The 26,094-nt window shown below is 51.7% G+C and carries 26 protein-coding genes; 10 read left to right on the top strand and 16 right to left on the bottom strand.

The window, feature by feature from the left end; translation table 11 throughout:
• Positions 1-8 precede the first annotated feature (8 nt).
• The gene (locus ACYVHX_RS26085; RefSeq protein ID WP_460674634.1) at positions 9-1,748 is read right to left on the bottom strand and encodes an alpha-amylase family protein; all 1,740 of its coding nucleotides are present in this window, start codon (positions 1,746-1,748) and stop codon (positions 9-11) included.
• Between the two features lie 179 nt (positions 1,749-1,927).
• Between ACYVHX_RS26085 and ACYVHX_RS26090 the strand changes: the two genes are divergently transcribed.
• Together ACYVHX_RS26090 and ACYVHX_RS26095 are read left to right on the top strand one after the other, a co-directional pair.
• A complete protein-coding gene (locus tag ACYVHX_RS26090; RefSeq protein WP_460674635.1) occupies positions 1,928-2,617 on the top strand; it encodes a DUF421 domain-containing protein in 690 nt (229 codons plus the stop codon).
• 6 nt (positions 2,618-2,623) lie between these two features.
• The gene (locus ACYVHX_RS26095; RefSeq protein ID WP_460674636.1) at positions 2,624-3,313 is read left to right on the top strand and encodes a DUF421 domain-containing protein; all 690 of its coding nucleotides are present in this window, start codon (positions 2,624-2,626) and stop codon (positions 3,311-3,313) included.
• Between the two features lie 16 nt (positions 3,314-3,329).
• On the opposite strand, the gene ACYVHX_RS26100 is transcribed toward ACYVHX_RS26095, so the two are convergent.
• On the bottom strand, positions 3,330-3,677 hold the full coding sequence (locus tag ACYVHX_RS26100) for a DUF6970 domain-containing protein (protein WP_460674637.1): 348 nt from the start codon (positions 3,675-3,677) through the stop codon (positions 3,330-3,332).
• A 29-nt stretch (positions 3,678-3,706) separates the two neighbouring features.
• Here ACYVHX_RS26100 and ACYVHX_RS26105 point away from each other — a divergent pair, with 29 nt between their 5' ends.
• Complete coding sequence (locus tag ACYVHX_RS26105; RefSeq protein WP_460674638.1) at positions 3,707-4,735, top strand: hypothetical protein; 1,029 nt, start codon at positions 3,707-3,709, stop codon at positions 4,733-4,735.
• Positions 4,698-7,151, top strand: a complete 2,454-nt coding sequence (locus tag ACYVHX_RS26110) for a hypothetical protein (RefSeq protein WP_460674639.1) — start codon at positions 4,698-4,700, stop codon at positions 7,149-7,151. The genes ACYVHX_RS26105 and ACYVHX_RS26110 overlap by 38 nt, the downstream gene beginning before the upstream one ends.
• 22 nt (positions 7,152-7,173) lie before the next feature.
• Here ACYVHX_RS26110 and ACYVHX_RS26115 read toward each other — a convergent pair whose 3' ends face one another.
• Positions 7,174-7,953: a hypothetical protein gene (locus tag ACYVHX_RS26115; protein ID WP_460674640.1), complete on the bottom strand. Its 780-nt coding sequence runs from the start codon at positions 7,951-7,953 to the stop codon at positions 7,174-7,176.
• A 191-nt stretch (positions 7,954-8,144) separates the two neighbouring features.
• Between ACYVHX_RS26115 and ACYVHX_RS26120 the strand changes: the two genes are divergently transcribed.
• Positions 8,145-8,816 (top strand): class I SAM-dependent methyltransferase, encoded by a 672-nt coding sequence (locus ACYVHX_RS26120; RefSeq protein WP_460674641.1) that lies wholly within the window; start codon positions 8,145-8,147, stop codon positions 8,814-8,816.
• Between the two features lie 54 nt (positions 8,817-8,870).
• Here ACYVHX_RS26120 and dnaK read toward each other — a convergent pair whose 3' ends face one another.
• Together dnaK and ACYVHX_RS26130 are read right to left on the bottom strand one after the other, a co-directional pair.
• On the bottom strand, positions 8,871-10,805 hold the full coding sequence (gene dnaK / locus ACYVHX_RS26125) for a molecular chaperone DnaK (protein ID WP_460674642.1): 1,935 nt from the start codon (positions 10,803-10,805) through the stop codon (positions 8,871-8,873).
• 274 nt (positions 10,806-11,079) lie between these two features.
• Positions 11,080-11,658: a hypothetical protein gene (locus ACYVHX_RS26130; protein ID WP_460674643.1), complete on the bottom strand. Its 579-nt coding sequence runs from the start codon at positions 11,656-11,658 to the stop codon at positions 11,080-11,082.
• Positions 11,659-11,783: 125 nt separating this feature from the next.
• Between ACYVHX_RS26130 and ACYVHX_RS26135 the strand changes: the two genes are divergently transcribed.
• Complete coding sequence (locus ACYVHX_RS26135) at positions 11,784-12,194, top strand: nuclease A inhibitor family protein (protein WP_460674644.1); 411 nt, start codon at positions 11,784-11,786, stop codon at positions 12,192-12,194.
• A 38-nt stretch (positions 12,195-12,232) separates the two neighbouring features.
• Here the strand turns inward: ACYVHX_RS26135 and rplT are convergent, their stop codons facing one another.
• The 8 genes from rplT to ACYVHX_RS26175 all read right to left on the bottom strand — a co-directional run bounded on the left by rplT (position 12,233) and on the right by ACYVHX_RS26175 (position 19,008).
• A complete protein-coding gene (rplT, locus tag ACYVHX_RS26140; RefSeq protein WP_423346238.1) occupies positions 12,233-12,577 on the bottom strand; it encodes a 50S ribosomal protein L20 in 345 nt (114 codons plus the stop codon).
• Between the two features lie 147 nt (positions 12,578-12,724).
• Positions 12,725-12,922: a 50S ribosomal protein L35 gene (gene rpmI / locus ACYVHX_RS26145; RefSeq protein ID WP_111628078.1), complete on the bottom strand. Its 198-nt coding sequence runs from the start codon at positions 12,920-12,922 to the stop codon at positions 12,725-12,727.
• Between the two features lie 174 nt (positions 12,923-13,096).
• Positions 13,097-13,657, bottom strand: a complete 561-nt coding sequence (gene infC / locus ACYVHX_RS26150) for a translation initiation factor IF-3 (RefSeq protein WP_460674645.1) — start codon at positions 13,655-13,657, stop codon at positions 13,097-13,099.
• Between the two features lie 187 nt (positions 13,658-13,844).
• Positions 13,845-15,797, bottom strand: coding sequence for a threonine--tRNA ligase (gene thrS / locus ACYVHX_RS26155; protein WP_460674646.1), 1,953 nt, complete (start codon positions 15,795-15,797; stop codon positions 13,845-13,847).
• Between the two features lie 75 nt (positions 15,798-15,872).
• Positions 15,873-16,997: a tetratricopeptide repeat protein gene (locus ACYVHX_RS26160; protein ID WP_460674647.1), complete on the bottom strand. Its 1,125-nt coding sequence runs from the start codon at positions 16,995-16,997 to the stop codon at positions 15,873-15,875.
• Positions 16,998-17,123: 126 nt separating this feature from the next.
• Entirely contained in the window at positions 17,124-18,020 is an 897-nt protein-coding gene (locus tag ACYVHX_RS26165) for a class I SAM-dependent methyltransferase (protein WP_460674648.1), read from the bottom strand.
• A complete protein-coding gene (locus ACYVHX_RS26170) occupies positions 18,010-18,423 on the bottom strand; it encodes an EVE domain-containing protein (RefSeq protein ID WP_460674649.1) in 414 nt (137 codons plus the stop codon). The genes ACYVHX_RS26165 and ACYVHX_RS26170 overlap by 11 nt, the downstream gene beginning before the upstream one ends.
• Positions 18,424-18,453: 30 nt before the next feature.
• Positions 18,454-19,008, bottom strand: a complete 555-nt coding sequence (locus ACYVHX_RS26175; RefSeq protein ID WP_460674650.1) for a DinB family protein — start codon at positions 19,006-19,008, stop codon at positions 18,454-18,456.
• A 413-nt stretch (positions 19,009-19,421) separates the two neighbouring features.
• Between ACYVHX_RS26175 and ACYVHX_RS26180 the strand changes: the two genes are divergently transcribed.
• The 3 genes from ACYVHX_RS26180 to ACYVHX_RS26190 all read left to right on the top strand — a co-directional run bounded on the left by ACYVHX_RS26180 (position 19,422) and on the right by ACYVHX_RS26190 (position 22,234).
• The gene (locus ACYVHX_RS26180) at positions 19,422-19,979 is read left to right on the top strand and encodes an RNA polymerase sigma factor (RefSeq protein ID WP_460674651.1); all 558 of its coding nucleotides are present in this window, start codon (positions 19,422-19,424) and stop codon (positions 19,977-19,979) included.
• 575 nt (positions 19,980-20,554) lie between these two features.
• The gene (locus ACYVHX_RS26185; RefSeq protein ID WP_460674652.1) at positions 20,555-21,094 is read left to right on the top strand and encodes a DUF6580 family putative transport protein; all 540 of its coding nucleotides are present in this window, start codon (positions 20,555-20,557) and stop codon (positions 21,092-21,094) included.
• 165 nt (positions 21,095-21,259) lie between these two features.
• Complete coding sequence (locus tag ACYVHX_RS26190; protein WP_460674653.1) at positions 21,260-22,234, top strand: transglutaminase domain-containing protein; 975 nt, start codon at positions 21,260-21,262, stop codon at positions 22,232-22,234.
• 73 nt (positions 22,235-22,307) lie between these two features.
• On the opposite strand, the gene ACYVHX_RS26195 is transcribed toward ACYVHX_RS26190, so the two are convergent.
• The 3 genes from ACYVHX_RS26195 to ACYVHX_RS26205 form a co-directional block, all read right to left on the bottom strand.
• Positions 22,308-23,612, bottom strand: coding sequence for a hydantoinase/oxoprolinase family protein (locus ACYVHX_RS26195; protein WP_460674654.1), 1,305 nt, complete (start codon positions 23,610-23,612; stop codon positions 22,308-22,310).
• Between the two features lie 29 nt (positions 23,613-23,641).
• Positions 23,642-24,151: a Cif family virulence factor gene (locus tag ACYVHX_RS26200; RefSeq protein ID WP_460674655.1), complete on the bottom strand. Its 510-nt coding sequence runs from the start codon at positions 24,149-24,151 to the stop codon at positions 23,642-23,644.
• Positions 24,152-24,280: 129 nt separating this feature from the next.
• Positions 24,281-25,183 carry a histone deacetylase family protein gene (locus ACYVHX_RS26205; protein WP_460674656.1) on the bottom strand — a complete coding sequence of 301 codons (903 nt, stop codon included), beginning with the start codon at positions 25,181-25,183 and terminating at the stop codon, positions 24,281-24,283.
• A 42-nt stretch (positions 25,184-25,225) separates the two neighbouring features.
• Here ACYVHX_RS26205 and ACYVHX_RS26210 point away from each other — a divergent pair, with 42 nt between their 5' ends.
• Positions 25,226-25,975 (top strand): SDR family oxidoreductase, encoded by a 750-nt coding sequence (locus ACYVHX_RS26210; RefSeq protein ID WP_460674657.1) that lies wholly within the window; start codon positions 25,226-25,228, stop codon positions 25,973-25,975.
• Positions 25,976-26,094 lie beyond the last annotated feature (119 nt).

Genomic DNA, 26,094 nt, shown 5'->3' on the forward strand with positions numbered 1-26,094 from the left:
AGCGGTTTTTAGTTGGTCAGGCGATACCAGTTGTAGCCATATCCGCGCAGTTGAATTGGATTTTTACCGTCGTTCTCGGCCTTCAGGCTAGTTTTATCCAAAAGGCTCGTCAGTGTCCGACCGGTTTTGGCCTGGGTGTCCAGCCGGAACTGCTGCGGGTTGGGACTGAAATTATGGAGCATCAACAGCGAGCGGCCTTCCCAGTCGTACCGAATCGCCAGCACGTGCGGGGAGCCGGTTTCCAGTATTTCCCACGTTCCCCAGCCAATTTCCGGGCACGTTTTCCGCAGCCGGGACAAGGTAGTTATGCGGTTTAGGAGCGAGCTGGAGTCGGCCAGTTGCCGGGCCACATTCACCGTCGGAAAACCGTAGGGGCCCTGACTGATCACCGGACGCACGGTTTTGGCGGTGGTTGAAAAACCGGCATTCGAGGCATTTGACCACTGCATGGGCGTCCGGATCGACTCCCGCTCTTTCAGACTTAAATCATCGCCCATCCCGATCTCCTCCCCGTACCGAATGACGGGCATCCCGGGCAGCGAAAACAACAGGCTGTAGGACAGATCGAGTAACTGCCGATTTCCGAGCATGGGCGCCAACCGACGCCGGATGCCCCGGTCGTAGAGCTGCATTGACGTATCCGGCCCCATTTTGGCGTAAACCTTGTCCCGCTCCGTGTCACTCAGCCGCCCCAGATCGATTTCGTCGTGGTTGCGCAGAAAATGCGCCCACTGCGCCGTCGGCGGGATGTCTTTGGTATCGTTCAGGGCTTTTTTCAGCAGGTCCACTTCACTGGTTGCCAGGGCGTAAAACAGGTGTTGATTCGCAAAAAAATTAAACATCGTCTGCATACCCTGGGCGTCTTTGCCAAAATACGGTTCCTGTTCCTTCGGATCCACGTTTGCTTCCCCGAGCAGAATGGCGTCTTTCTTGTTCCACTGAATAAACTGGTGGAGTTGGGCAATCATGTCGTACTGGTGCTCGGGGTTCTCCGGATTAAATTCTGCATTGGCAATTTCGATCAGAAATGGCACCGCGTCCAGTCGAAACCCGGCGATCCCCTTGTCGAGCCAGTAGCGCACAATTTTCCGCATTTCCCGCTGAACCGCCGGATTCTGCATGTTCAGGTCGGGCTGAAAATCGTAAAACCGGTGGTAATAATACGCTCCGGCTTGTTTATTGAATGTCCAGACCGCTTTCTGAACGCCCGGAAAAACCATGCCTTTGTCCCAAATTTTTGGACGCTCCTTCGACCAGACGTACCACGACCGGTACGGGGATGTCGGACTCTGCACGGCCTGCCGGAACCACGGGTGCTGATCGGAGGTGTGGTTGGTCACCAGATCCATCATGACGCGAATGCCGCGCCGGTTTGCCTGCCGCATGAATTCGTCAAAATCCGGCTGCGTTCCCAGATTGGGGTCGACGCCGTAAAAATTCGAGATATCATAGCCGTCGTCGCCGTTCGGGGTGGGCTGAAAGGGCGCCAGCCAGATCGCATCAACGCCCAGATTTTTCAGGTAATCAAGTTGTTGGGTGAGCCCGTTGAAATCGCCGTACCCGTTGCCGTCGGAGTCTTTAAAGACCTCCACATCCACGCTGTAAATCAGGCTGTTTTTATACCATAATTCCTCAATAAAATCGGTCGGAAGCGGGGCCGGTGGCGTTTTCTCGGCAGCCTCTTCCGGTTTAGTATTCTGACAGGCCGCCAGAAAAAGGAGGGCAAGCAGCAGCGTAAGTTTTTTCATGAACCGAACCAGCTAGTATTAAATCAGGATTTGTTCATGGGATAACACCTCAACTTGCCCGATGGCTTAATCTTTTTCGATTTCCCGATTCACTGGTCTAGCCAGGCACTTTCGCTCACCTATTTTAATTTTTTTTTCAAAATGCGAATCAAATGCGTTTAGCAGAAAGTTAACCGGATATGAAAAAAGACGAAATCTTTCTGGATGACTGGCAACGCATTTTGATTGGGAACGCCCCGGCCGAATTTTTGCTGGAAGTTTTCATCCGGACCACCACTATTTACATCGTACTTATCATCGTCCTGCGGTTTTTGGGAAAGCGAATGAACGGGCAGGTTACCAACCTGGAGATGGCTGTTATGCTAACGCTGGGCGCCATTGTTTCGCCCGCCATGCAATTGCCCGACCGGGGTTTGTTGTCCGGTATTGTCGCCCTTTTATGCGCCCTGACGTTCCTGCGGCTGACCAATCTTTTGGGTTTTAAAAGCAACAAAGCCGAACAGCTCATTCAGGGAACGGAAACGCTGCTGGTTAAGGATGGCATCATTCAACTGGACGCCATGGCGGACAACCGGCTTTCGCACCAGCAGATTTATGCCGCTTTACGAAGTTGTAATGTCTATAACCTGAGTAAGGTAAAACGCCTGTATCTGGAGCCATACGGCATGTTCAGCCTGTTCTCCGAAGCTCAGGAAAAACCGGGTTTGTCGGTCCTGCCCCCGAACGATGACGAAATTCATTCAATTCACCAGCGCCCCGAAGTAAAATCCGTGGCCTGCACCAGATGCGGGTATACGGTTTCGATCAACTCCAAACCGGATTCCTGCCCTAATTGTCAGGCCGATCACTGGGCAAATGCGGTTATTTAAGTACCCATGGAAAAAGACGCAATCCATTTATACGACTGGCAACGAATTCTGGTCGGTGAGGTTCCCCTCCTGTTTTACCTTGAAATTCTAATCCGTGCCGCGGCTGTTTACCTGATTCTGGTAAGTTCGATGCGGCTGATGGGTCGCCGGATGTCCTCTCAACTGAGCCGGAATGAGATGGCGGCCACCATTTCACTGGCTGCGGCCATCGGGGTACCGATTCTGGACCCCAGCCGGGGCATTCTTCCGGCGGTAATCATTGCGCTGGTCGTCATTTTCGTTCAACGGCTAATTTCCTACTGGGCTTCCAAAAACGAGCACTTCGAGGGCGTTTCGCAGGATATCGCCAGCACGCTGGTGGAGAATTCGGTGATGCAGCTGACGAACATGAAGGGCTCCGGCATCTCCCGCGAACTTCTGTTTGCCCAATTGCGCTCGAAAGGCATGGCGCACCTGGGCAGCGTCAAACGCTTATACATGGAAGCCAACGGAGCTTTCACGCTGATTGAACAATCGGAGTCCCAGCCGGGTTTGTCCATTTTGCCGGAATGGGATGCCGAGTTTCTGGCGCAGCAAAACTACCCCGCCGATCAATTGGTTTGTTACCACTGCGGCAATCCGTTGCCAGCGAACGCGCAAAAAAACGCAACCTGCCCGAACTGCGGAGAGCAGCGCTGGGTTCCGGCCATTCAGTAAATCCGGTTCAGCCCGCTTATTTTTTCCGTTCGTCCTGCCAGATCAGGACCCGGTTTTGGGCATTGCCGGCAAAATCCGGGCAACGGCCGTCGCCGTTGCCCGTAAAACCGCCATCGGGCGCGCAGAGCGTATCGCAGCCGGCGATGACCAGGCTGGGAAGGTCGCAGCAGCGCGCCGGAATGTAATAAACCTCCTGGCCCTTAAAGTCGTAGCGGTAAACACTGGCGGGTGGATTCCAGACCACCTCCTGTCTGAGCTGTTCGATCACCCGTTGAATGCAGTCCGGTCTGGTTGCTGGCGCCGGATCGTTCTCCCGGCAACTGAGAATGAACAAAAGAAGGCCCAGACTTCCCACGGTTTTCATAGCTTTGTCGTTTTCTGTACGGAATCCTGATGCACCCAACTGGCTGGATTTTCGCCGGATGCCTGACGCTGTCTCTGCTGGCTTCCTGCACCAAACCGGAGCCCAAACAACTGAGCCCCGCTTTTTATTACTGGCAAACCACCTACCGAGCCAATCCGTCGGAGCAACAACTCCTCGACCGGCTGCACATCCGGAAGCTGTACATCCGGTATTTCGATGTGGACTGGGATGAGCCGACGCAATCGCCGGCTCCCAAAGCTGTAATCCGGTTTGCCGACCAGCCCGCCCACCGAGCCGTCGTGCCGGTGATCTTTATAACCAATCAAACGCTCATTCGTTGTCCGGAATCGGCAGTTTCTCCGCTGGCCGAAAATCTGGTGCGAAAAATTGGCCAAATCAGCGCCCGACACGGCATTCGGCCGCAGGAAATTCAACTGGACTGCGATTGGACCGCCCGCAGCCGGGAGAAATACTTCCAGTTGATTCGGGAAGTGAAAACCCGGTTTTCGGGACTGGTGTCGGCGACGATTCGACTTCACCAGATCAAGTATCCCGAGCAAACCGGTATTCCGCCCGTCGAGCGGGGTATGCTGATGTTTTACAACATGGCCGACTGGAAACTTCCGGCTACCCGAAATTCCATTTACGATCTGGAGGTAGCGGGCCGGTATTTGAACCGCCTGGAACACTATTCGCTGCCCCTGGACGTTGTCCTTCCGTTGTTCCGCTGGACGGTCGTGTACCGGAATAGCCGGTTTTTAACGCTTTTGAATCAAATCGATCAGCAGACGCTGGAGCGGCAACCCTTTCTGAAACCGGAGGGCGAAAACCGGCTGGTGGCGGTGCGCGATACGACGGCGTTTGGCCTTTCGGTTCGGCGGGGCGATTTGTTCAGGGCCGAAGCCTGCCAACCGGACGATTTGCTGGCTGGCCGGCAGGTTTTGCTATCGAAAATTAGGAATCAAAAACTTACTTTTGCCCTCTATCATCTCGATTCTACTGTCATTTCTTCCTATACCGATGCGTTTCTTCAATCCCTTGTCCGGCCGTCTCCGTAGTATTTTGCTGTCCCTGGCGATTCTAATCGGTTTTGCCTGCGGACCGAGCACGTACGACCTCAACGAGTTCGTGAGTTTTTTCATGCCGGAAAGTAGCCAGGCGTCGGCCCGCGACCAGATTTACCATTTCACTCCGCAACTGTACCGGTACGACGATACGTACGACACGGACGAAGACCCAATTCAAACGGATGAAAATACGCTGGCGTGGGGGGCTTACACTGGCGGGAAGGTAGCGCAAACCGAGATCGGGGCCGCTTTGTACAACCGGGATGAGAAGGCCACGAATGGGTTGGTTCGCTGGGCTTCCAGGGCTAATCCATCGGCGTTGTCGTATCTCCAATTCGCCTGGCGGGCCGAAGCAGCCGCCCCGCGACCCATAAATCGCTGGGAAGCCGACACGGCGCGGGGGGACACCTCAACGGTCCCTTTAACGACCTTGGTGGCCGAAGCCCGGACGGCATACTCGGCCAGCGCAGACCAATTCCTGAAAGAGCGATACGGTTTTCAGGCGGTAAAACTAGCGGCCATGGCCAAAAAATACGAGCAGAGCCGGTCGCTTTATGACGAATTGATTCGGCCGCTGGCCCGGAAAACGTTTATCAGCGACTGGGCGTATTGCCGACACGCGGGGGCAACGATGGCGGTGGGTGACACGGCCCGGGCTATTTATGAATTTGCGCAGGTGTTCGACCGCTGCCCTTCCCGCCGACGTGAAGCCGAAACCAGCCTGCGGATTTATGGCATCCGGTTTCGGGAAAAAGCGCTGGACTTTTGTGCTAATGACCACGAAAAAGCGGCTGTTTATGCGCTCTGCGCCCTACAACCCAAACAGGACGCCCTACCGTTTTTGAAAGAAATGGTTCGGCTGAATCCTAAAAATCCACTGATTGAACTGGTGATGGCGCGGGAAATTAACCGCAACGAATTTTTCTTTTTTCAAACGGCTTCGCCCATCTATGCCTATGATGAAACAAGCCGGGCTGACTCGGTCCGGTTTATCGACCGCAAACAGGACGCACCCAATTATTTTCAACAATTACGGGCGTTTGCCCTGGAGTCGGCCACCAATAAAACCCTCAACAACCCGGCTTTCTGGTACACGGCCACGGCCTACCTGGATTACCTTGGCAAAGCGTATTCCGATGCCAAAGCGAACCTGGATCTGGCCAGCCAGCAAACGACCGCCAACCCGGTTTTGAAAAAACAGATGGCCCTGCAACAGATGCTACTGCTGACCGCCCAAACGGAAACACTCACGCCGGAAATTGAAAATCAGCTCATTGGCTACCTGGAGCAATTTGGCAACTCGCTGAATTTTTACATGACGAATGCGTTTGTGGAAACCTGCAAACAGTTGGCGAAAAAATACGGATATGGACAGCCCCCCGAAAAGGCATCGGGGGGGTGGTTAACGGGCTGTTTTCGTTCCAAAGTTTCGGATTCCAATGGACCCAGCACGGCGAAAGCGTTTTTGCTCACCGCCCTAACGTCTTCCCAACTCAACCGAAACGAAATTTATTTTGATAGTCATTCGGATTTGTACGACATTGAGGACACTACCTCGGTGGCCACGGTTCAGCAGGTTGTTGCTTACGCGACGAATCCGAATCCTACGGAATTCGACAAACGGTTGTTGAAATTAAGCGGTTTCGACGCCAATTCGCTCAACATTTTACTAGGAAGACGCTTGTTGACGGAGAACAAAATTCCGGAAGCCGCCGAAGCCTACGCCAGGGTCGATCCCAAAATCTGGAAAACCGAACCGTATAAACTGTATTTCAATTCTAATCCATTTATCGTCAGTTTGCTAGGCAGTCAGCACCAGCCGAAAAATGAAAACAGCTTCTCTCCGGCTACTTTTTTAAAGAAAATGGCGGAGCTGGAAATTCTGGCCAAGACCGCGTCGGGCGATCAGGCGGCCGAACTTTATTACCAACTGGGCAGCGGAGCCTTCAACCTGAGTTGGTTTGGAAATTCCTGGATATTGGTGCGTCCCCGCTGGAGTGGTGGCGAGCCCGTTTTCAACCGGTTTTCGTATCGTCAGGTCCAGCAGTCGGAGCAACATCAGGAGTTGGAGCAGGTCAGCCAGCAGGATTATTACACGACGGCAATTGCCAAATCGTATTTCGAAAAAGCAATTTCGTCGGCCCAAAACCCGGAATTAGCCGCCAAAGCCTGCTTCATGGCCGCCCGTTGCGAACAAAATGCCTTTCACACCCGGCAGGAAGCGGAATTTGCTAGGCGAAATTACCCGGCTGATAACGAACCGTTTAACGCCGAAATGAAAAAACTTCGCCGGGAACACTACTCAACCAACTTTTCAAAACTAGCGGGACAATACGGTCAAACCCGGTTTCAAAAGGACATGATCCGGGAGTGTGCGTCGTATTCCGATTTTGTAACCGGGAAATGATTGGCGGGTCGCGACCGGACACCTAGTTCTTTTTAAACCGTTCGCCAAAATAAAAATTCAGACCGACGGCGGCATATCCCCATTTATCATGGGTGTTTTTGCCGTAATGATTGCCCTCCGTAAAAGCCGGGGTGCCGGGCTGCATCACCTGGTTGTTATTGTCCAGCGTAGCGTCCAATTTGTCCGTCCGAACGAGATTAAACCGAACATCCCCAAAGACACTGATCCGGCGCGCCAAGGCCGTCGATCCACGAAGACCCAGCACCCCCACCAGCTCATGCGTGCGTTTGACGCCCGGTTTTCCCCGGGTTTCGATTCCGTCGCGCGTTCGGTGGCTGTTTTCATTGTTGGTCAATCGTTGCAGTTTTCCGGTAATTAGGTCCAGGGCTTCCGCCCGGAAAAACAAGAGTCCCGCCCCCGCGTAGGGCCTGATCTCCACCAGCTTGTTGTCTTTTCTAAACCACTCCACTAGGTTGACGGAACCGACAACTGCACCCTGGATAAATCGGGCTTTGGAGGCAGAATGGTAGAACTCGTCCTGCTGTGCCTGGAGCATCCCAACATCAACCGGCAGCTCCACTGAGACGGTTTTCGTAATTGGAATCATTAGGGAAGCCCCGGCGAACGGAGTGGAAACCTGATCGTTTAGATCACCGAACAATTGTGTCAATCCGGCTCTGATAGCCAGGCTGGCGGGAGGTGAGTCTTTGAATCGGTTCGGGGCTTTTTGTTGCGCAAAAACCGCCAGGCTGGCGACTTTTAACAGCATACAAACTAAAACCGGGTAAAATTTCTTTCTCATTTGTGGCGGATTACGTTTAATCATTAGACTCTCCGCTCTTGAAAAAGTCATCAAAGGCAGTAAGAATTGCCGGTTTCTGACTTACGGCACAACACTGGGCCTTTGATTCGATTACTTTATGGCGTGTACACTGCTCAATAATTAACCTTTTATGGTTTCTAAAACTGCATCCAGTTAAGTATGAAATCGAAATGCTTATTGACTTGATGATGAAATCCAACCCTTCAGCGGATCGTGGCTTTGATAGGATTGCGCCGGTTTATGATGGACTTGCCCGGCTGGTTTTCGGCAATGCCCAGCGAAACGCACAAACGCACTGGCTTCCAACCCTTCCACCGAATTCGGACTTCCTGATTTTCGGGGGCGGCTCGGGTTGGTTGCTGGCGCGCGTTCTCACCGTTTGCCAGCCCCGCACCGTCACTTATATCGATGCCTCCCCGGTCATGGTCGCCCTGGCACGCCAAAGGGTAAAAAACGATCAACGGGTTGATTTCCGAATCGGTACCGAAACCGCCATCCGGCTAAATGACCAGGTTGATGTCATCATCACGCCCTTTGTGCTGGACCTGTTTACGGACGAGCGTTTAGAAAACCGGATTGTTCCGGACTTGTTGCGGGCATTGCGCCCAGGCGGTTTTTGGTTATGCTGTGATTTTACGTTGCCAACGCGCTGGTGGCACCGCATCCTTCTCTGGAGTCAATACCGGTTTTTTCGACTGATCAGCGGAATCGAGGCCCGTCAACTTCCGAATTGGTACGAAATACTCAACTCGCTTTCGGCTACCACGCACCGACAAACGGCAACGTTCTTCGGAGAAATGATAGCCAGTGGCTATTGGGAAAAAAGTAAGTCAACCGGTTGACATAAAAAAGCCAGCCTGTGATGCAGGCTGGCTCGAATCGGTATTACTTATTGCTTATTTCACTTCTTCAAACGGAACGTCTGAAACGTTGTCCTGCTGACCCGCCGACTGACCGCTCTGGCCGTCGGAAGGACCGCCCTGACCGGCAAAACCGTCTGCGGGATTCGGACCTTGCTGACCGCCCGTCGCATTGTACAGTTCCTGCGAAGCGGCTGCCCAGGCTGCGTTCAGTTTTTCCACACCGGCTTCAATAGCGGCTGCATCGCGGCTGCCGTGGGCCGTGCGGAGTTCGCTCAACGCTCCTTCGATGGCGGTTTTGTTGCCTTCCGACAATTTCTCGCCGTATTCTTTCAATTGTTTCTCCGTCTGGAAAATCAGCGAGTCCGCCTGATTGACTTTCTCAATCGTCTCCCGCTCGGCTTTATCGGCCGCTTCGTTGGCCTTGGCTTCTTCGCGCATCCGGTTGATTTCCTCGTCGCTCAAACCGCTCGACGCTTCAATCCGGATTTTTTGTTCTTTCCCCGTTCCTTTGTCGCGGGCCGTTACGTGCAGAATCCCGTTGGCATCGATATCGAACGTTACTTCGACCTGCGGGATACCGCGCGGTGCGGGCGGAATACCGTCGAGGTGGAAGCGACCGAGGGAGCGGTTTTGGGCCGCCATCGGCCGTTCGCCCTGCAAAATATGGATTTCCACGCTCGGCTGATTGTCCGAAGCCGTTGAGAAGGTTTCTGATTTTTTGGTCGGAATTGTCGTGTTGGCGTCGATCAGGCGAGTCAAAACACCACCCATCGTTTCGATACCCAGCGACAACGGGATCACATCGAGCAGCAGAACGTCTTTTACTTCACCCGTCAAAACACCACCCTGAATCGCAGCACCTACGGCAACGGCCTCATCGGGGTTAACACTTTTCGACGGCTTGCGGCCGAACAGTTTCTCCACTTCATCCTGCACTTTCGGAATCCGGGTTGATCCACCGACCAGAATCACTTCGTCGATCTGGCTGGCCGATAAACCGGAATTTTTCAGGGCCCGGCGGCACGGTTCCAGACTGCGTTGAATCAGCGAGTCGGCCAGTTGCTCAAATTTGGCACGGGTCAATGTCCGAACCAAGTGTTTCGGAATCCCGTTTACCGGCATGATATACGGCAGGTTAATCTCCGTCGAGCTGGAACTTGACAGTTCAACTTTGGCTTTTTCAGCGGCTTCTTTCAAGCGCTGCAACGCCATCGGGTCTTGCCGCAGATCAATATTTTCGTCGTTTTTGAATTCCTGTGCCAACCAGTCGATGATCACTTGGTCGAAGTCATCACCTCCCAGGTGCGTATCACCGTCGGTTGATTTTACTTCAAACACCCCATCACCCAGTTCCAGAATTGAAATATCGAACGTACCGCCCCCTAAGTCGAACACGGCGATTTTCATGTCGTGGTGCTTCTTATCCAGACCGTAAGCCAGCGCAGCCGCCGTTGGTTCGTTGATAATCCGCTTCACATCCAGACCGGCAATCTGACCCGCTTCTTTCGTGGCCTGACGTTCGGCGTCGTTAAAATAGGCCGGAACCGTGATAACGGCTTCCGTAACGGTTTGTCCCAGGTAATCCTCGGCGGTCTGCTTCATTTTTTGCAGAATCAGAGCCGAGATTTCCTGAGGAGTATATTGCCGGTCACCAATCCGGACGCGGGGCGTATCGTTTGGCCCCCGTTCGACCGTATAGGCAATCGTTTTGATTTCATTCTGAACTTCATTGAACCGCTTCCCCATGAACCGCTTGATCGACGAGATCGTGTTCTTCGGGTTCGTGATGGCTTGCCGTTTGGCCGGATCACCGACCTTCCGTTCGCCATTGCCATTATCCATGAAGGCGACAACGGACGGTGTGGTCCGACGACCCTCGCTGTTGGCGATCACCACCGGCTCGTTGCCTTCCATGACAGCTACACACGAGTTTGTTGTTCCTAAGTCAATTCCTATAATCTTTCCCATGATACGTTTACGAATGTCTTGCTTTAGTCGTTTGACAAACTACAATTGCCTAATGAACAAGTTCGGTGCCAGCCCACAAAAACATTCTGAAATGTGACAGATTGACAGCCTAAGCTGACTGAATGGCTATAAAATGATATTGCAGTAGGTTCATTTCTGACAGGATGGATTAATGTTCCGTTACCTCACCAGTTGGTTGAAAAATTCAATTTTCTTCCAATCAGGATAAAAAACAAAAAGGCGGATTTTCCAAACCGCCTTTTTGTTTTTCGATTTATTTCCCAAATAATCCGCCCAGCAAGCCGCCCAAACCTCCACTACTGGATTGGTCTGGTTTCGACGTATTGCCTCCACCCATAAAACCGCCCGCAACGCGCATCAGATCGCCCATATCCAGCTTCCCGTCGGCCATGGCCGCGCTGGCTGCTCCCATCCAGTCGACGCCCTGGTTGCCGGTTGCTGCCCCCAGAATTTGATTTCCATCTACGCTGGAATCATTCGGATCCCGGGATTTATTCATCAGTTTACTCAATACCATCGGCACCACCACGGAAGCAATCGACATGGCCGTCTGCGACGAAATACCCAGCCGTTCAATCAGGCTTTGCTGCACATTTTGCTGCACGCCCTGCGTCACCGGACTGGAGTTGACATTGGCACCACTGCCCTGTCCGGTGACCATACTCAGGAGGTCGCTGAGATTACCGCCCTGCGCCTGTTGCTGTAAACCGCCGAGAATGCCGCTTGAAATGGCCTGCACCGCATCCTCGTTTTGATTATTCGGAATAGCCGGATTGTTAACAACCGCATCGCCGGATTGCTGACGAATCAGGTTCATGAGGGTTTCCATCATGATTGAAATAGAGTTTGGTTGGTAAAAAATACTGTGAATTAGGTTGACAAACTGTTTCTTTGTAGATAACTCTGCGTCGGAGAATCAGTTTTTATTAAGACGCATTTATTTCCGGATTGTAACACATGCCACACGAAGAATTGACGCCAGAACCCGCGATTACCGACTGGCTGAACGACCTGTATTATCCCAGCGAATCCGACAAACCGGTTGAATACGTGGAATATACCATTGATTTTGAAGCGCCCTTAACGACGACTCAGGTTCGGGATTGGTTACTGATTACCACGGAAGTTTATATTGAGGAAATTCCCGAAGAAGCATTCTGGGAACCGGTGACAACTGATCAGGAGTGGTATGACGACGAGGAGAAGCAGCGAACCGCCCGGTTTATCGCCTTGCGGCAGAAGATCGACCAATTCTTAACGAGTCGCCAGGTATTTCGGGTTGGAGATGGGGAAGTCGGTTTGTACCTGCTGGGCCGAAAAACCGATGGCTGCTGGGCGGGCCTGAAAACACTGGTCGTTGAGACCTAAAAAAAACAGGCAGCTCGCTCGAGCTGCCTGCCAGGACTTTATTTCACAGTTTCAACAACGGCTTTAAAAGCCTCGGGATGGTTCATGGCCAAATCGGCCAATACCTTTCTGTTCAATTCGATACCGGAAGCGTTGATTTTTCCCATCAACGCTGAGTATGAAACACCGTGCAGACGCGCACCGGCGTTGATCCGCTGAATCCAGAGGGCGCGGAAGTCCCGTTTTTTCTGGCGACGATCGCGGAATGAATAAACGAGGCCTTTCTCAACCGCATTTTTCGCAACCGTCCAAACATTTTTACGACGACCAAAGTACCCTTTGGCCAATTTCATTACTTTTTTGCGACGTGCCCGGGAGGCAACGTGGTTCACTGAACGTGGCATTTTTTACTGGTTAGTTTTTGACGACAGGCGGCAGGAAAGAAAGGATTACTGAAAATCAGAGATCACTGTCCATTTTTTACTGCTCTTAAAGAGCCTGCAATCGGGTTGAACATGAAACCGTGCGGAATTTCCGCATGTTGCCGGCCTTTAGGCCAGGCCGAGCATTACCTGAATCCGACGTTCATCGCCTTTGAAAACCAGGGCGTCATGCACCAGGTTCCGCTTGCGTTTGGTCGACTTTTTCGTCAGGATGTGGCTGTGGAAGGCGTGCTTCCGTTTGATCTTGCCGGTGCCGGTCAGCTTGAACCGCTTCTTGGCGCCCGAGTTGGTTTTAATTTTTGGCATTGGATGAAACAGAAATGTTGCTGATTGTGAAACAGGCCGCAAAGATAGAAAAAAAGAAGGAGAAAGGAAAAAAATAAAGGAGGAAGGGATGAAAGGAATAGAGAAAGATCCGAGGCAATCAATTGCCTTCCTTCTTTATTCCACTCCTCCTTTCCTCCTCTCCTTCCTTGTGTATTATTTTTTCAGCTGCACAACTTTCGGAGCCAGGAACATGCTCATTCGTTTGCCTTCCAGTTTGGGTTCGGCTTCGACTTTACCGATGTCTTCCAGGCCTTTGGCGAACCGCTGAAGCAGTTCAACACCGCGTTCCTTAAAGACAATGGACCGGCCCACGAACTGAACATAGGCTTTGACTTTGGAGCCCTCTTTCAGAAAGTTGATGGCGTGTTTGAGTTTGAATTCAAAATCGTGATCGTCGGTGTTCGGTCCGAACCGGATTTCCTTAATAACGACTTTCTGAGCCTTCGCCTTGATTTCCTTTTGTTTCTTCTTCTGTTCATATTTGAACTTCGAATAGTCGACGATGCGACAAACAGGTGGTACGGCATTCGGAGAAATTTCGACAAGGTCTAGATTCTGCGCCTGGGCCATTGCCTGCGCCTGCTGAATGTCGTAAATGCCCTGTTCAACATTTTCACCAACTACCCGAACCTGGCGGGCTAGAATACGGCCGTTGATCCGGTAAGGTTCTTCGACCACACGCGGGGGGCGCATGGGTCTGCGCTGTAATGCCATAGATTGTATTTAGGGTTGAAAAATAATCCGCTAGTGCGGTTGATTACCTGCGTATAACGCAAGGCGGTTTATAAAGTTTCCGGTAAAATAAAGATTTTGATTGTTTGGAACAAGATTTTTGGTGAGAATGAAGAATTAAATCTGAATGACCAAAGAACCAACCGGCGGTTCTTTGGTCATTCTCCCGCTAAACCGGCTGCGCCGTGGCTGGTTTGATTTCATTCTGGAAGAGATCGACAAACTCGTTCAGTGCCATCGACCCCAGATCCCCTTCGCCTTTCCGACGCACCGAAACCCGACCCTCGGCCTGTTCTTTTTCGCCCAGAATCAGCATGAACGGCACTTTACTGATTTCCGAATCGCGGATTTTACGGCCAATCTTTTCGTCGCGGTGGTCAACGTAACCCCGAATGTCGTGTTCCTGCAACGCCAGAAATACCTCGTTGGCGTAGTCTTCGTACTTTTCCGAAATCGGCAAAACCGCAATCTGATCGGGCGACAGCCAGAGCGGAAAATGACCCGCCGTGTTCTCAATCAGAATCGCAATAAACCGCTCCATCGACCCGAAAGGCGCCCGGTGGATCATCACCGGACGGTATTTCTGGTTGTCGGAACCGGTGTATTCAAGTTCAAACCGATCCGGCAAATTATAATCCACCTGAACAGTTCCCAGCTGCCATTTCCGGCCCAACGCATCTTTCACCATAAAGTCGAGCTTAGGTCCGTAAAATGCCGCTTCACCCAGTTCCGTTACGGTTCGCAGGCCTTTTTCGGCGGCAGCCTCCACGATGGCGGCTTCGGCTTTTTCCCAAACTTCATCCGAACCGATGTATTTTTGTTTGTTTTCCGGATCCCGCAGGGAAATCTGGGCGCTATAGTCCTCAAAGCCAAGCGATCGGAAAACGTAAAGCACCAGGTCGATTACCTTCTTGAATTCATCCTTCACCTGATCCGGGCGGCAGAAAATGTGCGCGTCGTCCTGCGTAAAACCGCGAACGCGCGTCAACCCGTGCAACTCCCCACTCTGCTCATAGCGGTAAACCGTCCCGAATTCGGCCAGCCGCAGGGGCAGGTCGCGGTAGGAACGCGGTTTGGTTTTATAAATTTCGCAGTGGTGCGGGCAGTTCATCGGTTTAAGCAGAAACTCCTCGCCCGCTTCCGGGGTCAGAATGGGCTTGAACGAATCCTGGCCGTATTTTTCCCAGTGACCGGAGGTCACGTACAATTGCTTGGCGCCAATGTGCGGGGTCACCACCGGCGAATACCCCGCCCGAACCTGGGCTTTCCGCAGGAAATTTTCCAGCCGTTCGCGCAGCATGGTGCCTTTCGGCAACCAAAGCGGTAAACCGGCGCCCACCTTCTCCGAAAAAGCAAACAATTCGAGTTCCTTGCCCAATTTCCGGTGGTCGCGCTTTTTGGCTTCTTCCAGCAGGTGGAGGTAATCGTCCAGTTCCTTCTGTTTTGGAAAGGTCACGGCGTAAACCCGGGTCAGCATCTTGCTCTTTTCGTCACCCCGCCAGTAAGCCCCGGCCACGTTCATGATCTTGACCGCTTTGACAAAACCGGTATTCGGGATGTGGGGGCCGCGGCACAAATCCGTAAAATTGCCCTGGGTATAAAACGTAATCGTACCGTCGTCGAGCCGTTCCAGCAGGTCCAGTTTATAGGGATCGCCTTTTTTCTCAAAATAAGCAACCGCTTCGGCCTTGCTGATCGGCTGGCGCACAAATTCCTGCTTCTGCCGCGCCAGTTCGAGCATTTTGTCTTCCACTTTCTTGAAGTCTTCCTGCGAGAAATGCTGGCCGTTCAGATCAACATCGTAATAAAAGCCTTTTTCAATGGGCGGGCCAATGCCAAATTTGATACCCGGATACAATTCTTCCAGGGCTTCGGCCAGCAAGTGGGCCGACGAGTGCCAGAATGTCGCTTTCCCTTCGGTATCGTTCCACGTCAACAGCGTAACCGTTGCATCCGTTGTAAGGGGGCGCGTGGCATCCTGTACCGTGCCGTTGACTTTGGCCGCCAATACGTTCCGCGCCAGCCCTTCACTGATGCTCGTAGCAATTTCCAGACTGGTTACTCTGTTGGGATACTCCCGGACACTGCCATCGGGCAGCGTAATGCGAATTTGGTCACTCATTTTCGTTTTAATTTAGTCATTGGTATTCAAGCGGCAATTATCCACAAAAAGAATCCTGAAAGCAAAGGAAGCGGTTTAATTTCTCGTCGAATCCCGGGGAAACCGCGTTCGGGGCTGGATCATCCGTATACGAACCCGCGTCGTGTCCAGAATGGAACCGGGGCGGGTGGGCTGGATGGGGCGGTTTTCGTACGACATATCGGTTTCTTCACCGTACTCTTTTCGTTTTTGCACCCGCCAGTAGCCGTAATAAGCCTGCTGGTCGGCGGAGTTCTGCTGCATGGCTAACGCATAAAACCGGATGGCTTGTTCCCACTGCCGGGATTGTTCGTAACAAATGGCTTTGTAATAATTGATGCGCGGATACGCGGGGTCCTGCTTCAGAATCTGGTCGAAGTGCCAGAGCGCCCGCTCCGTGTTGTGCAGTTTCATCATAACCAGACCCGATTGCAAATGCGCCCGCGCCATCGACGGGTCCAGTCGCAGGGCTTTCTGGTAAAAGAAATAAGCGCTGTCGGGCCGGGCGGTTTGCTGAAAGATATGACCCAATGCATACAGCAAACCGGGATCATTCGGAAAATAAGCGGTTCCGCGTTTGTTGAACGCAATCGCCGATGCATAGTCTCCCCGAACGGAGTGAATGATCGACAGCTGAACGTACGGTTCCAGCAGACGGGGTTTCAGAGCCAACGCCCGGTTGTAATACAGGACCGCCCGGCTGGTGTCCCCCGATTTGGCCGCAACCACGCCATTCAGGTAAAAGGCCACTCCTTCATACGGCGCCATTTGCAGGGCCTTCACCAAATAAAACCGGGCGCGATCCAGCTGTTTCTGCTGCTGGAGCAAATCACCGATCACAATGTATAATTCGGGCGTGTTAACCCCCAACCCCTCGGCGCGCAGGGCGCTTTCCAGACCGTCTTCGTACGCTTTCCGTTTCCAGAGCACCTGCGCCCGCACAAAATGGTAGCGCCCTTCGTTGTTTTCCTTTTCAAGCGCTTCATTGATATCGGAGAGTGCTTCGTCGGTTTTGCCCAGGTCCATATAAACCGCAGCCCGTTTGGCGTAGGCTGATGCCGGGCTGCTCTGGTTGATGGCGCGGGTCAGGGCTTCCAGCGCGGCCTGATTCCGGGTTTCGGCCGAATTTTCCGGGACAGCCGGAATCCGGGCCTGCCGACGATCGTCATCGGAACAAGCCATTAGAACTCCCCCAATTATCAGACACCAAAGGCTCCAGAATCTGCCCATCCTTTTTCACAAAACCGCCCCCGACTGCCGGTTTTCCCGCTGGCAGCCCGACCGGCTTTCCGGGCAAATATACGGTTTTTAGACGGAAGCAAACCGATAAAATACGCCGAGAGGCAGGCGTTTGGCAAAACCGTCGGTCAGGTAAAGCTCGCCGAATTCGGAATTGGCCCGACTGCCGAAGTACGCTTGCATCAGGTTATCGAGGATCAGCGCCGAAAATCCCAGCGAATACAGATTGATGATCAGAAAAAAATGCTCCCGGTCCAGCAATTCCGAACAGGATTGCAACAATTCGCCCAGGTGTTCTTCCAGCAGCCACTTCTCTCCTTCCGGCCCGCGTCCGTAGGCGGGTGGGTCCAGAATCAAGCCGTGGTAGGTGTTACCGCGCCGAGCCTCCCGCCGAACAAATTTCAGGGCATCTTCCACCACCCAGCGGATGTTGTCGAGTCCGCTGGCTTCCATGTTTTCGCGCGACCAGGTAATCACCTGACGAACCGCATCGACGTGCGTTACATCGGCACCGGCCTGTCGGGCGGCCAGCGAGGCCGCACCCGTGTAGGCAAACAAATTCAGAATGCGCGGGTTGGCAACCGGCAGGGCTGCCACTTTTTGCCGGATATACGACCAGTTAACGGCCTGTTCCGGAAAAATCCCGACGTGTTTAAACGACGAAAGTGATAATTTAAAATTCAGCTCCAGGTTAGACTGCCGGTACGGAATAAACCATTTCTCGTCCATTTTCTGGCGCACCGCCCACTCGCCCTTCTCCTGTGACCCTTTATCCCGCTTGAAAACCGCATGGGCGAGCCGGTCCCACTCGGTATTGGCGAGCGATTTGGGCCAGATGGCCTGCGGTTCCGGGCGACTAAGAATAAATGACCCGAAGCGTTCGAGTTTCTCAAAACCGCCGGTATCAATTAGTTCGTACGATGGCCAGCTTTCGGGGGTCAGAAGGTCCAGACGGTTATTGTGCATGCGCCAGGGATAAAATATACTCAAAATCGGTGGCGGTAATGGGAACCACCGACAAACGGGAATGCCGGAACAAAGGCAGGTTTTGCAACAGCGGGTCGGTTTTCATCCGTTTCAGCGAAACCGGTGCTGAAAACCGGGTGACCGGCTCCAGTTCCACCGCCACCCAGCGGGGATCTTCCGGAATGGTAGGATCGGGATAGGCTTCGTGAATGACCCTCGCCAGTCCAACAATTTCCTTCCCGGTTACACTGTGGTAGAAAAGCACCTGATCCTCCAGACGCATCGAGGCCAGGTTATTGCGGGCCTGGTAATTTCGTACACCGTCCCAGACGGCTTTTCCTTGCGTCACAAAATCATTCCACGAAAAAGCGTCGGGTTCTGATTTAACGAGCCAGTAATTCAATGGACTGAAAGGTAAAAAAGGTGAATAGGACTAATAATCGCCGAAATCATCGCCGTAGCTCGGCCCAAATTCATCACGGGAATGATCCTCGTCCAAGCCTTTGAACTTCAGTCCCTTCTTGATGATTGAAATCTGACCGGAATGGTACGTATCGTGGTTTATGACGCCGTGCAGCATATCGTAGTACGTATAGTCCCGACCGGGAACAATATCCTCCAGGAATTCGTCATCGTCGCGTTTATCGAGTTCGTTGACGAGTTCCTCCTGGCTGAGACTCAGTTCCATCTGCAGGGCTTCCCACTCAAAATCGTCGATCACCTGAAAAGAGCCAAAATTTTTCTCGGGCGTTTTGATATCGAAATCTTTGTCGCCCTGCATTTTTTTCACGCAGAAAATGCGCCAGCTCGTCATGTGAAAAACCAGCTCGGCAATCGAATGGGTATTTGGGGTCAACCGGTGGCCGGCCATTTCGGGCGAAACGCCACTTAACACCTCGACCAATGAAGGTCCATGCCAGGCTTCTTCTCCTTCATAGGTTGTGTTGAGTAAATCAATAATTCGTATCAGTTCGTCGTTCTGTACCATTTTGAATCAAGTTGTCCTTTGGCGATGGAATATAACCTCTTTCTATTCGTTCGGCAAAGGTAAGAGGGATTGTTGTTTTTTCATCGTGTAACTTTCTTCATCGAATAACCGATTCGCAATATCAATTATTAAAGAATCTGCATCAGATTCAAACCCGGTATTTACTGTCCAAAATCCAAATTATTTCAAAAAATTCCGTAGAAATACTCAGTCAAATGCAAAAATTCCGGAGCCCTCCCCATTTATAAATTTAGCGAGATTATCGGACAAATTTTAAACAAACGCTTGACATTTGTATAGACAAGCATTAGTTTTGAATCACCGAGCATCTGCTCAACTAGTCGTACTCAAAGGGTCAGCCTCCTCTTTGTGTTCAATACGTAGTTAACAATTTCTCTGTAACTATCAACTTTATGAACACCTGTCGTTACACCGACGAGGAGCTGGTAAAATATTACCTTGCTACCCAAAAAAGCGACTATTTCGGTCAGCTTTACAAGCGCTATTCAAACAAGGTTTACCGCCGATGTTTGACCATTACCAAAGATCCGGTTGATGCGGAAGATTTCATGCACGACATCTTCATGCGGGTTTTGTCGAATCTCCACAACTTTAAGGAGAAATCCACCTTTTCAACCTGGCTGTACACGGTTTCGACCAATTACTGCATGGACCGGATGAAGGCAGGTCGGCGACGGAGTGACTGTGTGCAACTGGATAGCGAAATGATCAAAACCCTGCCGGAATCCAACGATTATGCGGGGCTGGAGGAACGCTACCAGATGGTCGACCTGATTTTGGAAAAAATTGATCCCAGTGAATCCATGTACCTGCGGATGAAATACGAAGAAAACATGAACATTCGCGAAATGGCCGTCATGCTCCAGGTAAAAGACAGCGCCGTCAAGATGCGGCTGAAACGCGTTCGGGACAAAGTAAAAGACATTCTGATTATCTGCCAATACCATTGATTATCGAAACACCAATACTTTCACCCTAATTAAGGCTTCTTAAAAGTACGAACGACCAAATCCGTTTGGTCGTTCGTATATACCATGACGTGCCGTAAAAAACCGCCTATCCACACCAATTTTTTAAAGGCATCAATACCCCTCTGACTACCAGGTCGGGCATTTTCGCGTGGGTCGTATAAAAAGGTATTCCTTAAAAATGCCGACCAACTCAGATTCCGTAGATGTTCAGCTATCAAAATCTGTCACGTAGCTTGTCCATCTTAAAGGAGCAAAACCGGGTCGGATTCAGCAACTACTTTTTGTTCATCGGTCGGCACGATGTCAGGCAGGAAAAACGCTTGGAACAATCACTGCCTATCAGGGCCGATTTTAGCCTGACGGTTACGATTTTCCAGAACTGCATTCCCACGACCGATGCGCTGAGAATTAAAGCCAAGATGTACTATTCACCAAGTACCTTCCATAGCGTAGAAAAAACACGGTCACTGGAAAAAGAAGGTTGATAGGACCGTTTTGCCGTCCAAATGAAATCAGATTTTGCCTGTTTTTAAATTTCGACGTACCTTCACGTCATGAAGCGTATTCACATTCGTACGGTGTCGTTGGCCACCATCATTCTGCTGACCGCTCTAAGCCGGTTGCTTCCACATCCGCCTAACTTTGCCCCGATTGCAGCCCTGGCCTTGTTTGGCGCAGCTACGTTCGATCGCAAATGGATTGGCCTGATCATTCCATTGGCAGCCATGCTGGTCAGCGATCTTATCATCGGATTCCACGGCAATATGGCTGCCGTCTACGGCTCATTTGTGCTGATCTGGATTCTGGGGCTACTGATGCTGCAAAAAATCACCATAAGTCGGGTCGGTTTTGTGACCGTTTTGTCCTCGATCTTGTTTTTCCTGATTACCAACTTTGCGGTTTGGTTTGGAAGTCCGTATTATCCGCAAACTCCGCAGGGGCTGCTGGCTTGCTATGCAGCCGGTTTAGCCTTTTTCAATGGGCAATCCTTTTTTCTGAACGGCGTCATCGGCGACCTGACTTTCAGCACGGTTTTGTTCGGTAGTTATGCTTTGCTCCAACGCCAATTCCCGGTGCTTAAGCTAGCCCGATAGCGATTATTTTTGAATTCTGTTCTTTCTTAAAGACCGGTCAGCGATCCAGCAGCCGGTCTTTTTTTTTCGTAAAGTCCTCAGGCTCACGAACGCGTAGAATGAAAGCCGAAAGGGTTACAATAAACGATCGGGCATTTCAGTTTTATCGTGGAAATGTGAAAGATTATGTGTAGCCGATTCCTGCCCATCGTACTCGTTCTGGTTTTTTGTCTTGGCTTGAAGCCTGCATCGGAAGTATCACCCGCTGACCACTACAGCCGGATTGACTACTACGCCCGCAATGCGCCCGATTCGTACACCCGCAGCATCAGCAGCCTGTCGGATTATTTAACGGCTCCGGCGCGGACCGATATGGATAAAGTCCGGGTCATTTATGCCTGGATGGTTTCGCACATCCGCTATGATCTGGCGGCTGTTCAAAACCGCAGTTCCCAGAAATACTATTCGGAAATAGAATACGCCAATCGGGTGCTTCGGCAGCGGAAAGGACTTTGCACCGGTTATGCTTTGCTGTTTAAATATTTGCTGCAACGGGCCGGTGTCCAATCGGTGACGATTCGGGGTTATGCCCGAACGGAAGACAAAGAAGCGGGGCATCCCATTCGCCTGGTCGATCACGAATGGAATGCAGTCAACATCGAAAATGAATGGTACTTACTGGATCTGGCCTGGGCTGTAACCACTGTTTCCGGTCAAGAGGGCAGCAATGACTTCTATTTTCTGACGCCCCCCGAACTGTTTGTTTCCCAACACTTTCCCAGCGATTCGCGTTGGCAGTTGCTCAGTCAACCACTCAGTAAAACTGATTTCGACCGGTTTCCAAAACTGTACGATCCGTATTTTCAGTTGGGATTTGGGCCTGATTTTCCGCGCGAAGGCCAGATCCGGACGCAGGGATACGCCGAATTGATGCTTCAGAATGAGCAATCGGTCGATTACCTCTGCACGATCAGCCGGTTTGGGCAATCCAAAGGGGCCGAAGTCCCGGTGGCTGTTTCCCGGTCTGGTAATCTGCATCAACTCCGGTTCAAGGTTCCGATCCGTGGCTGGTCCACGCTCCACATTTATGCCCGCTCCCGGGGTAACTCCCGAATCCGAAAATACGATTGCATTGCATCGTATTCAGTCTTCAACTCGTGAACTAGACAAGCGAAACAAAGGCGCATTTAAAACCGCCTATCTACATTCTTTTGCCTCAACATTTCACTCCACTCTATCTCAAAAAGATTTGCAGATTGCGGTTTAAATCCATTCGGGCGTGGCTTTTTTCGCGCATTACGACCGTCGATTCCGGTCCTTCGATAATTGCGGGGCCAGACAGCGTGTCTTCCGCCCGAATCCCTGCCCGGTCGTAAATGGGACACCCGCAGGGCGTCAGGTCTTTTTCGTAATACACCGACCGATACCCCTTCAAGGCATGAAAATCACCCGACCGCTGGGTCGGGTTGTAATAACCCGCCCGTTGAATGGTTGGCGGTATTTTCCATTCCGGATCGTTTTCGGCCAACACCAGCAAATACCCCAGCGCCGAGGAGACACCGGCCCCAACCGGAACCACCACCCGGGAAATCCCCAATTGCCGCGCAATTTCACAGGCATGAACGGGTCCGGCACCACCAAACGCCAGCAGGCTATACGATTCGAGTTTGGCAGAATGCGCGCCGGTCAGCTCCCGAATGTGGTTTGAAATGGTCGTTTCGACACCATCCGACACCCGCATGGCGGCTTCCACAACTGAAATATTCAGGGGAGTCGCCAGGTATTTTAAAATGGCCTTTTTGGCCAGTTCAACTTTCAATGGAATCGCACCGTACAAGAAATAATCCTTGTTTAAATACCCCATAACCAGATCGGCATCGGTCAGAGTTGGATATTCTCCCCCGCGACCAAAACAGGCCGGTCCCGGCCCCGGTGTGGCGTGTTCGGGCAGCAAAACGGGTTCGCTGTTCTCATTGATTCCAACGTAACTGTTCCCACCAATGGGTAAACTTTTCACCTGGCTTTCCAGGGATTGGTCCAGGGTGCCCAGTGAGCGGGATGACAATTCGGTTTGCAGCGATACAAAAGCCGAAGACCCGCCGATTCGCAGAATAATCAGGTTTTTCTGCCCGATCTGTTCGCCAAAATACCGCCCGGTCATCAATCCCCCGATGCCCGGATGCATGATGGCTTCCGGATTTTCGGCGGCTTCACCAACCGGTACCAACTGCCCGTGGCTCGTCACCAGCCGAATGGGACAGATCCAGCCGTTTGCCTGGAGTTTCTCTTCAAGATCACGGGCGCATTGAATGGCCAGGGCGGGTGGCATCTGGACGTTTAATCCAACCACCATCATTTCTACGCCCACGGGTTCTACGTTGCATTCGGCCAAGAAAAACCCCAAATCCTCAACCAGGCTCACGGTGGAATCATGAATGGTTGTTGGTATTTTCTTAATTGACAACCGTCCGGTATCGTCCATCAATACGAAATCCGTGAAGGTTTCTCCTAAATCAATGCTAAAACGGTAACGACTCATGCTGATTCGTTAAATGATGAGAAGCTGGGTTATTTGGAAGAAACCCGCATTTCGGTAATGCGCCACCGCCCATCCGGGTCTTTTCGGAGCTGGCTCGTTGCCGTTGCGGTCTGCGGACTGGCGGTTGCGGTGCCGGGAGTACTGGCTGGAACGTACGAATACACCTCAACGGCCTGGGCCGTATTTTCGTTGATTTCCAATTTCCGAACCCGGTAATTTCGGTAGGTCTGGTTGGCATGGGAAGCCTGGAATTCCGCGGGCGTTTTGGAGCTGCCGTCGTTATCGGTAATGCGCGCTTCCTCCGTAAACCAGCCCGTCAGGCTCCCTCCGGTGCCGGCTCCGGGATTCAAAACCGCCATTCGGTTTTTGAGCAGGGCCAAAATCGAGTCTCGTTCCGCGTACAGGGTGGGCGTGGTCGTCCGGGTTTCGGTGCGCCGAAGCCGTCGTTGCGTTTCTTCGGTTGGCGATGTCGGTTGCTGGGCCTTTATCGATGCCGACAGGGTGAGCAGAAACACCAGCATCCAATACGGTTTTTTCATGACTTCGTTCGTTTAAATCTTTATTATCCACCTTTCGGGTTGCTGAAAGGTGGGTCGATTCGGTTGCTCAATTAGCAATCAAAATTTCCAAAAACCGCAAGGCGCGTCCACTTTGTATTCGGCCCAAGCCTAAAAATAAAGCTTTTCGGCCAGCCGAAACGTGTTGCAATGCGCTTCCACAATGTCAGCCAACCGGGGTGAATAACCTCCTCCCATTGAAACGACAAGCGGCAATTTGTGCTTAATCGCCTGATTAAAAACAAATTCGTCGCGCTGTTTACATCCTTCCCGGCTGATATCTAATTTGCCTAATCGGTCAGATTTCAGAATATCAACGCCGGAAATATAAAACAGAAAATCCGGCTTTTGTTCTTTTATCAACGTCGGCAAACGATCGTACAAGGTATTCAGATAGCTCTCATCGGTCATTCCAGTCGGTAACTCAATGTCCAGATCCGACTGTTCCTTGTGCAACGGATAGTTGTCCTTCCCGTGCATACTGAACGTAAAAACGCGCGGTTCGTTTCGAAAAATAACCGCCGTGCCGTTGCCCTGATGCACATCCAGATCAATAATGAGGATCTTTTTAATCGGTTGGGTATCCAGCAAATAATGAGCCGCAACGGCAACGTCGTTCAAAAGACAAAACCCTTCGCCCCGATCCGGAAAAGCATGGTGGGTCCCGCCGGCAATGTTCATGGCCACCCCCGCCGTTTGGGCGATCCGGCAACAGTCGATCGTGCCCTGCGTAATCGTCCACTCCCGCCGAACCAGGCCAGCGGACACGGGAAAACCGATCCGGCGCTCCATCTCGGGCGGAATTGTCAAGGTTTGGAGTTGCCGGACGTATTCGGCGGTATGGACCCGCAGCACCCAACGGTCATCCACCAAATCAGGTGAAAAAAAGTTTTCCGGACGGCAGGTTCCTTCGTACAGCAACTGGTCATGAATCAATTCATACTTTGCCATCGGAAACCGATGCCCCTCAGGCAATGGGTGTCGGTAAATAGAATTATAAGCAATTTTCAACATCCGTCGGTAAGTTAGCGGACAATACCATTTACTTATCCGCTTATGCAAACTGTAATTGTGACTGGAGGAGCGCAGGGGATCGGGCGCGTAACGACACAGTATCTGTTAACCCACGGTTATCGGGTCGCTGTTTGGGAAAACGACGTCGAGGCCCTTGAGGAGTTTAGTGAGACCATGAAATCGTCCAATTCCAAAGCTTTGATTCTTAATTGTGACATCAGTTCCGAAACGGCCGTTAAAAATGCGGTTCGGGCCACCCTCGACCGGTTTGGCCAGATCAACCACCTGATCAACAATGCCGCCATGATGATTGACAAACCGCTCGATCGGTTCTCGCTCGAAGATTGGAATAAAGTCATCAGTACCAACCTGACCGGCACCTTCCTCTGCGCCAAATATACCGCCCCCCACCTCGCCGAACAACAGGGCAGCATTGTCAATTTGTGCTCGACCCGCGCTTTTCAATCCGAACCGGATACGTTTGCCTACTCCGCGTCGAAGGGCGGTATTTTTGCCCTTACGCATTCGCTGGCCGTTAGTCTCGGCCCCGATGTCCGGGTCAATTGCATCAGTCCGGGCTGGATCGATGTGGCTGCCCTGAAGAAAAAAGGGAAGGCGCGAAATGAGCAGCTCAAACCCGAAGACCACACCCAGCACCCCTCCGGTCGGGTCGGACAAGCTGATGACATTGCCCGGATGATTCTCTTTTTAATCAACGATTCCAACTCGTTCATAACCGGACAAAATTTCACCGTAGATGGCGGTATTTCGCGCAAAATGATCTATATATAGATGCTGACAATCAATAGCTTAAAAACTAGTTCAGATTTTTTCGGCCATAATTTTTATATGTAGAAATACTTATGTATTTTTACGCAGCGATTTAGAATTTAAAGTCAAATCGATCAAAC

The organism is Larkinella ripae (assembly GCF_054780775.1).

Excerpts from the sequence above, each read along its gene's own strand:
- rpmI (WP_111628078.1), bottom strand. The coding sequence starts at position 12,922 with ATGCCAAAAATTAAAACCAACTCGGGCGCCAAGAAGCGGTTCAAGCTG.
- ACYVHX_RS26130 (WP_460674643.1), bottom strand. The coding sequence starts at position 11,658 with ATGATGGAAACCCTCATGAACCTGATTCGTCAGCAATCCGGCGATGCG.
- ACYVHX_RS26095 (WP_460674636.1), top strand. The coding sequence starts at position 2,624 with ATGGAAAAAGACGCAATCCATTTATACGACTGGCAACGAATTCTGGTC.
- ACYVHX_RS26195 (WP_460674654.1), bottom strand. The coding sequence starts at position 23,612 with ATGAGTCGTTACCGTTTTAGCATTGATTTAGGAGAAACCTTCACGGAT.
- ACYVHX_RS26205 (WP_460674656.1), bottom strand. The coding sequence starts at position 25,183 with ATGTTGAAAATTGCTTATAATTCTATTTACCGACACCCATTGCCTGAG.
- ACYVHX_RS26190 (WP_460674653.1), top strand. The coding sequence starts at position 21,260 with ATGTGTAGCCGATTCCTGCCCATCGTACTCGTTCTGGTTTTTTGTCTT.
- rplT (WP_423346238.1), bottom strand. The coding sequence starts at position 12,577 with ATGCCACGTTCAGTGAACCACGTTGCCTCCCGGGCACGTCGCAAAAAA.
- ACYVHX_RS26185 (WP_460674652.1), top strand. The coding sequence starts at position 20,555 with ATGAAGCGTATTCACATTCGTACGGTGTCGTTGGCCACCATCATTCTG.
- dnaK (WP_460674642.1), bottom strand. The coding sequence starts at position 10,805 with ATGGGAAAGATTATAGGAATTGACTTAGGAACAACAAACTCGTGTGTA.
- ACYVHX_RS26175 (WP_460674650.1), bottom strand. The coding sequence starts at position 19,008 with ATGGTACAGAACGACGAACTGATACGAATTATTGATTTACTCAACACA.
- infC (WP_460674645.1), bottom strand. The coding sequence starts at position 13,657 with ATGGCATTACAGCGCAGACCCATGCGCCCCCCGCGTGTGGTCGAAGAA.
- ACYVHX_RS26105 (WP_460674638.1), top strand. The coding sequence starts at position 3,707 with ATGCACCCAACTGGCTGGATTTTCGCCGGATGCCTGACGCTGTCTCTG.
- thrS (WP_460674646.1), bottom strand. The coding sequence starts at position 15,797 with ATGAGTGACCAAATTCGCATTACGCTGCCCGATGGCAGTGTCCGGGAG.
- ACYVHX_RS26120 (WP_460674641.1), top strand. The coding sequence starts at position 8,145 with ATGCTTATTGACTTGATGATGAAATCCAACCCTTCAGCGGATCGTGGC.
- ACYVHX_RS26200 (WP_460674655.1), bottom strand. The coding sequence starts at position 24,151 with ATGAAAAAACCGTATTGGATGCTGGTGTTTCTGCTCACCCTGTCGGCA.
- ACYVHX_RS26165 (WP_460674648.1), bottom strand. The coding sequence starts at position 18,020 with ATGCACAATAACCGTCTGGACCTTCTGACCCCCGAAAGCTGGCCATCG.
- ACYVHX_RS26160 (WP_460674647.1), bottom strand. The coding sequence starts at position 16,997 with ATGGCTTGTTCCGATGACGATCGTCGGCAGGCCCGGATTCCGGCTGTC.
- ACYVHX_RS26180 (WP_460674651.1), top strand. The coding sequence starts at position 19,422 with ATGAACACCTGTCGTTACACCGACGAGGAGCTGGTAAAATATTACCTT.
- ACYVHX_RS26100 (WP_460674637.1), bottom strand. The coding sequence starts at position 3,677 with ATGAAAACCGTGGGAAGTCTGGGCCTTCTTTTGTTCATTCTCAGTTGC.
- ACYVHX_RS26135 (WP_460674644.1), top strand. The coding sequence starts at position 11,784 with ATGCCACACGAAGAATTGACGCCAGAACCCGCGATTACCGACTGGCTG.
- ACYVHX_RS26090 (WP_460674635.1), top strand. The coding sequence starts at position 1,928 with ATGAAAAAAGACGAAATCTTTCTGGATGACTGGCAACGCATTTTGATT.
- ACYVHX_RS26210 (WP_460674657.1), top strand. The coding sequence starts at position 25,226 with ATGCAAACTGTAATTGTGACTGGAGGAGCGCAGGGGATCGGGCGCGTA.
- ACYVHX_RS26110 (WP_460674639.1), top strand. The coding sequence starts at position 4,698 with ATGCGTTTCTTCAATCCCTTGTCCGGCCGTCTCCGTAGTATTTTGCTG.
- ACYVHX_RS26085 (WP_460674634.1), bottom strand. The coding sequence starts at position 1,748 with ATGAAAAAACTTACGCTGCTGCTTGCCCTCCTTTTTCTGGCGGCCTGT.
- ACYVHX_RS26115 (WP_460674640.1), bottom strand. The coding sequence starts at position 7,953 with ATGAGAAAGAAATTTTACCCGGTTTTAGTTTGTATGCTGTTAAAAGTC.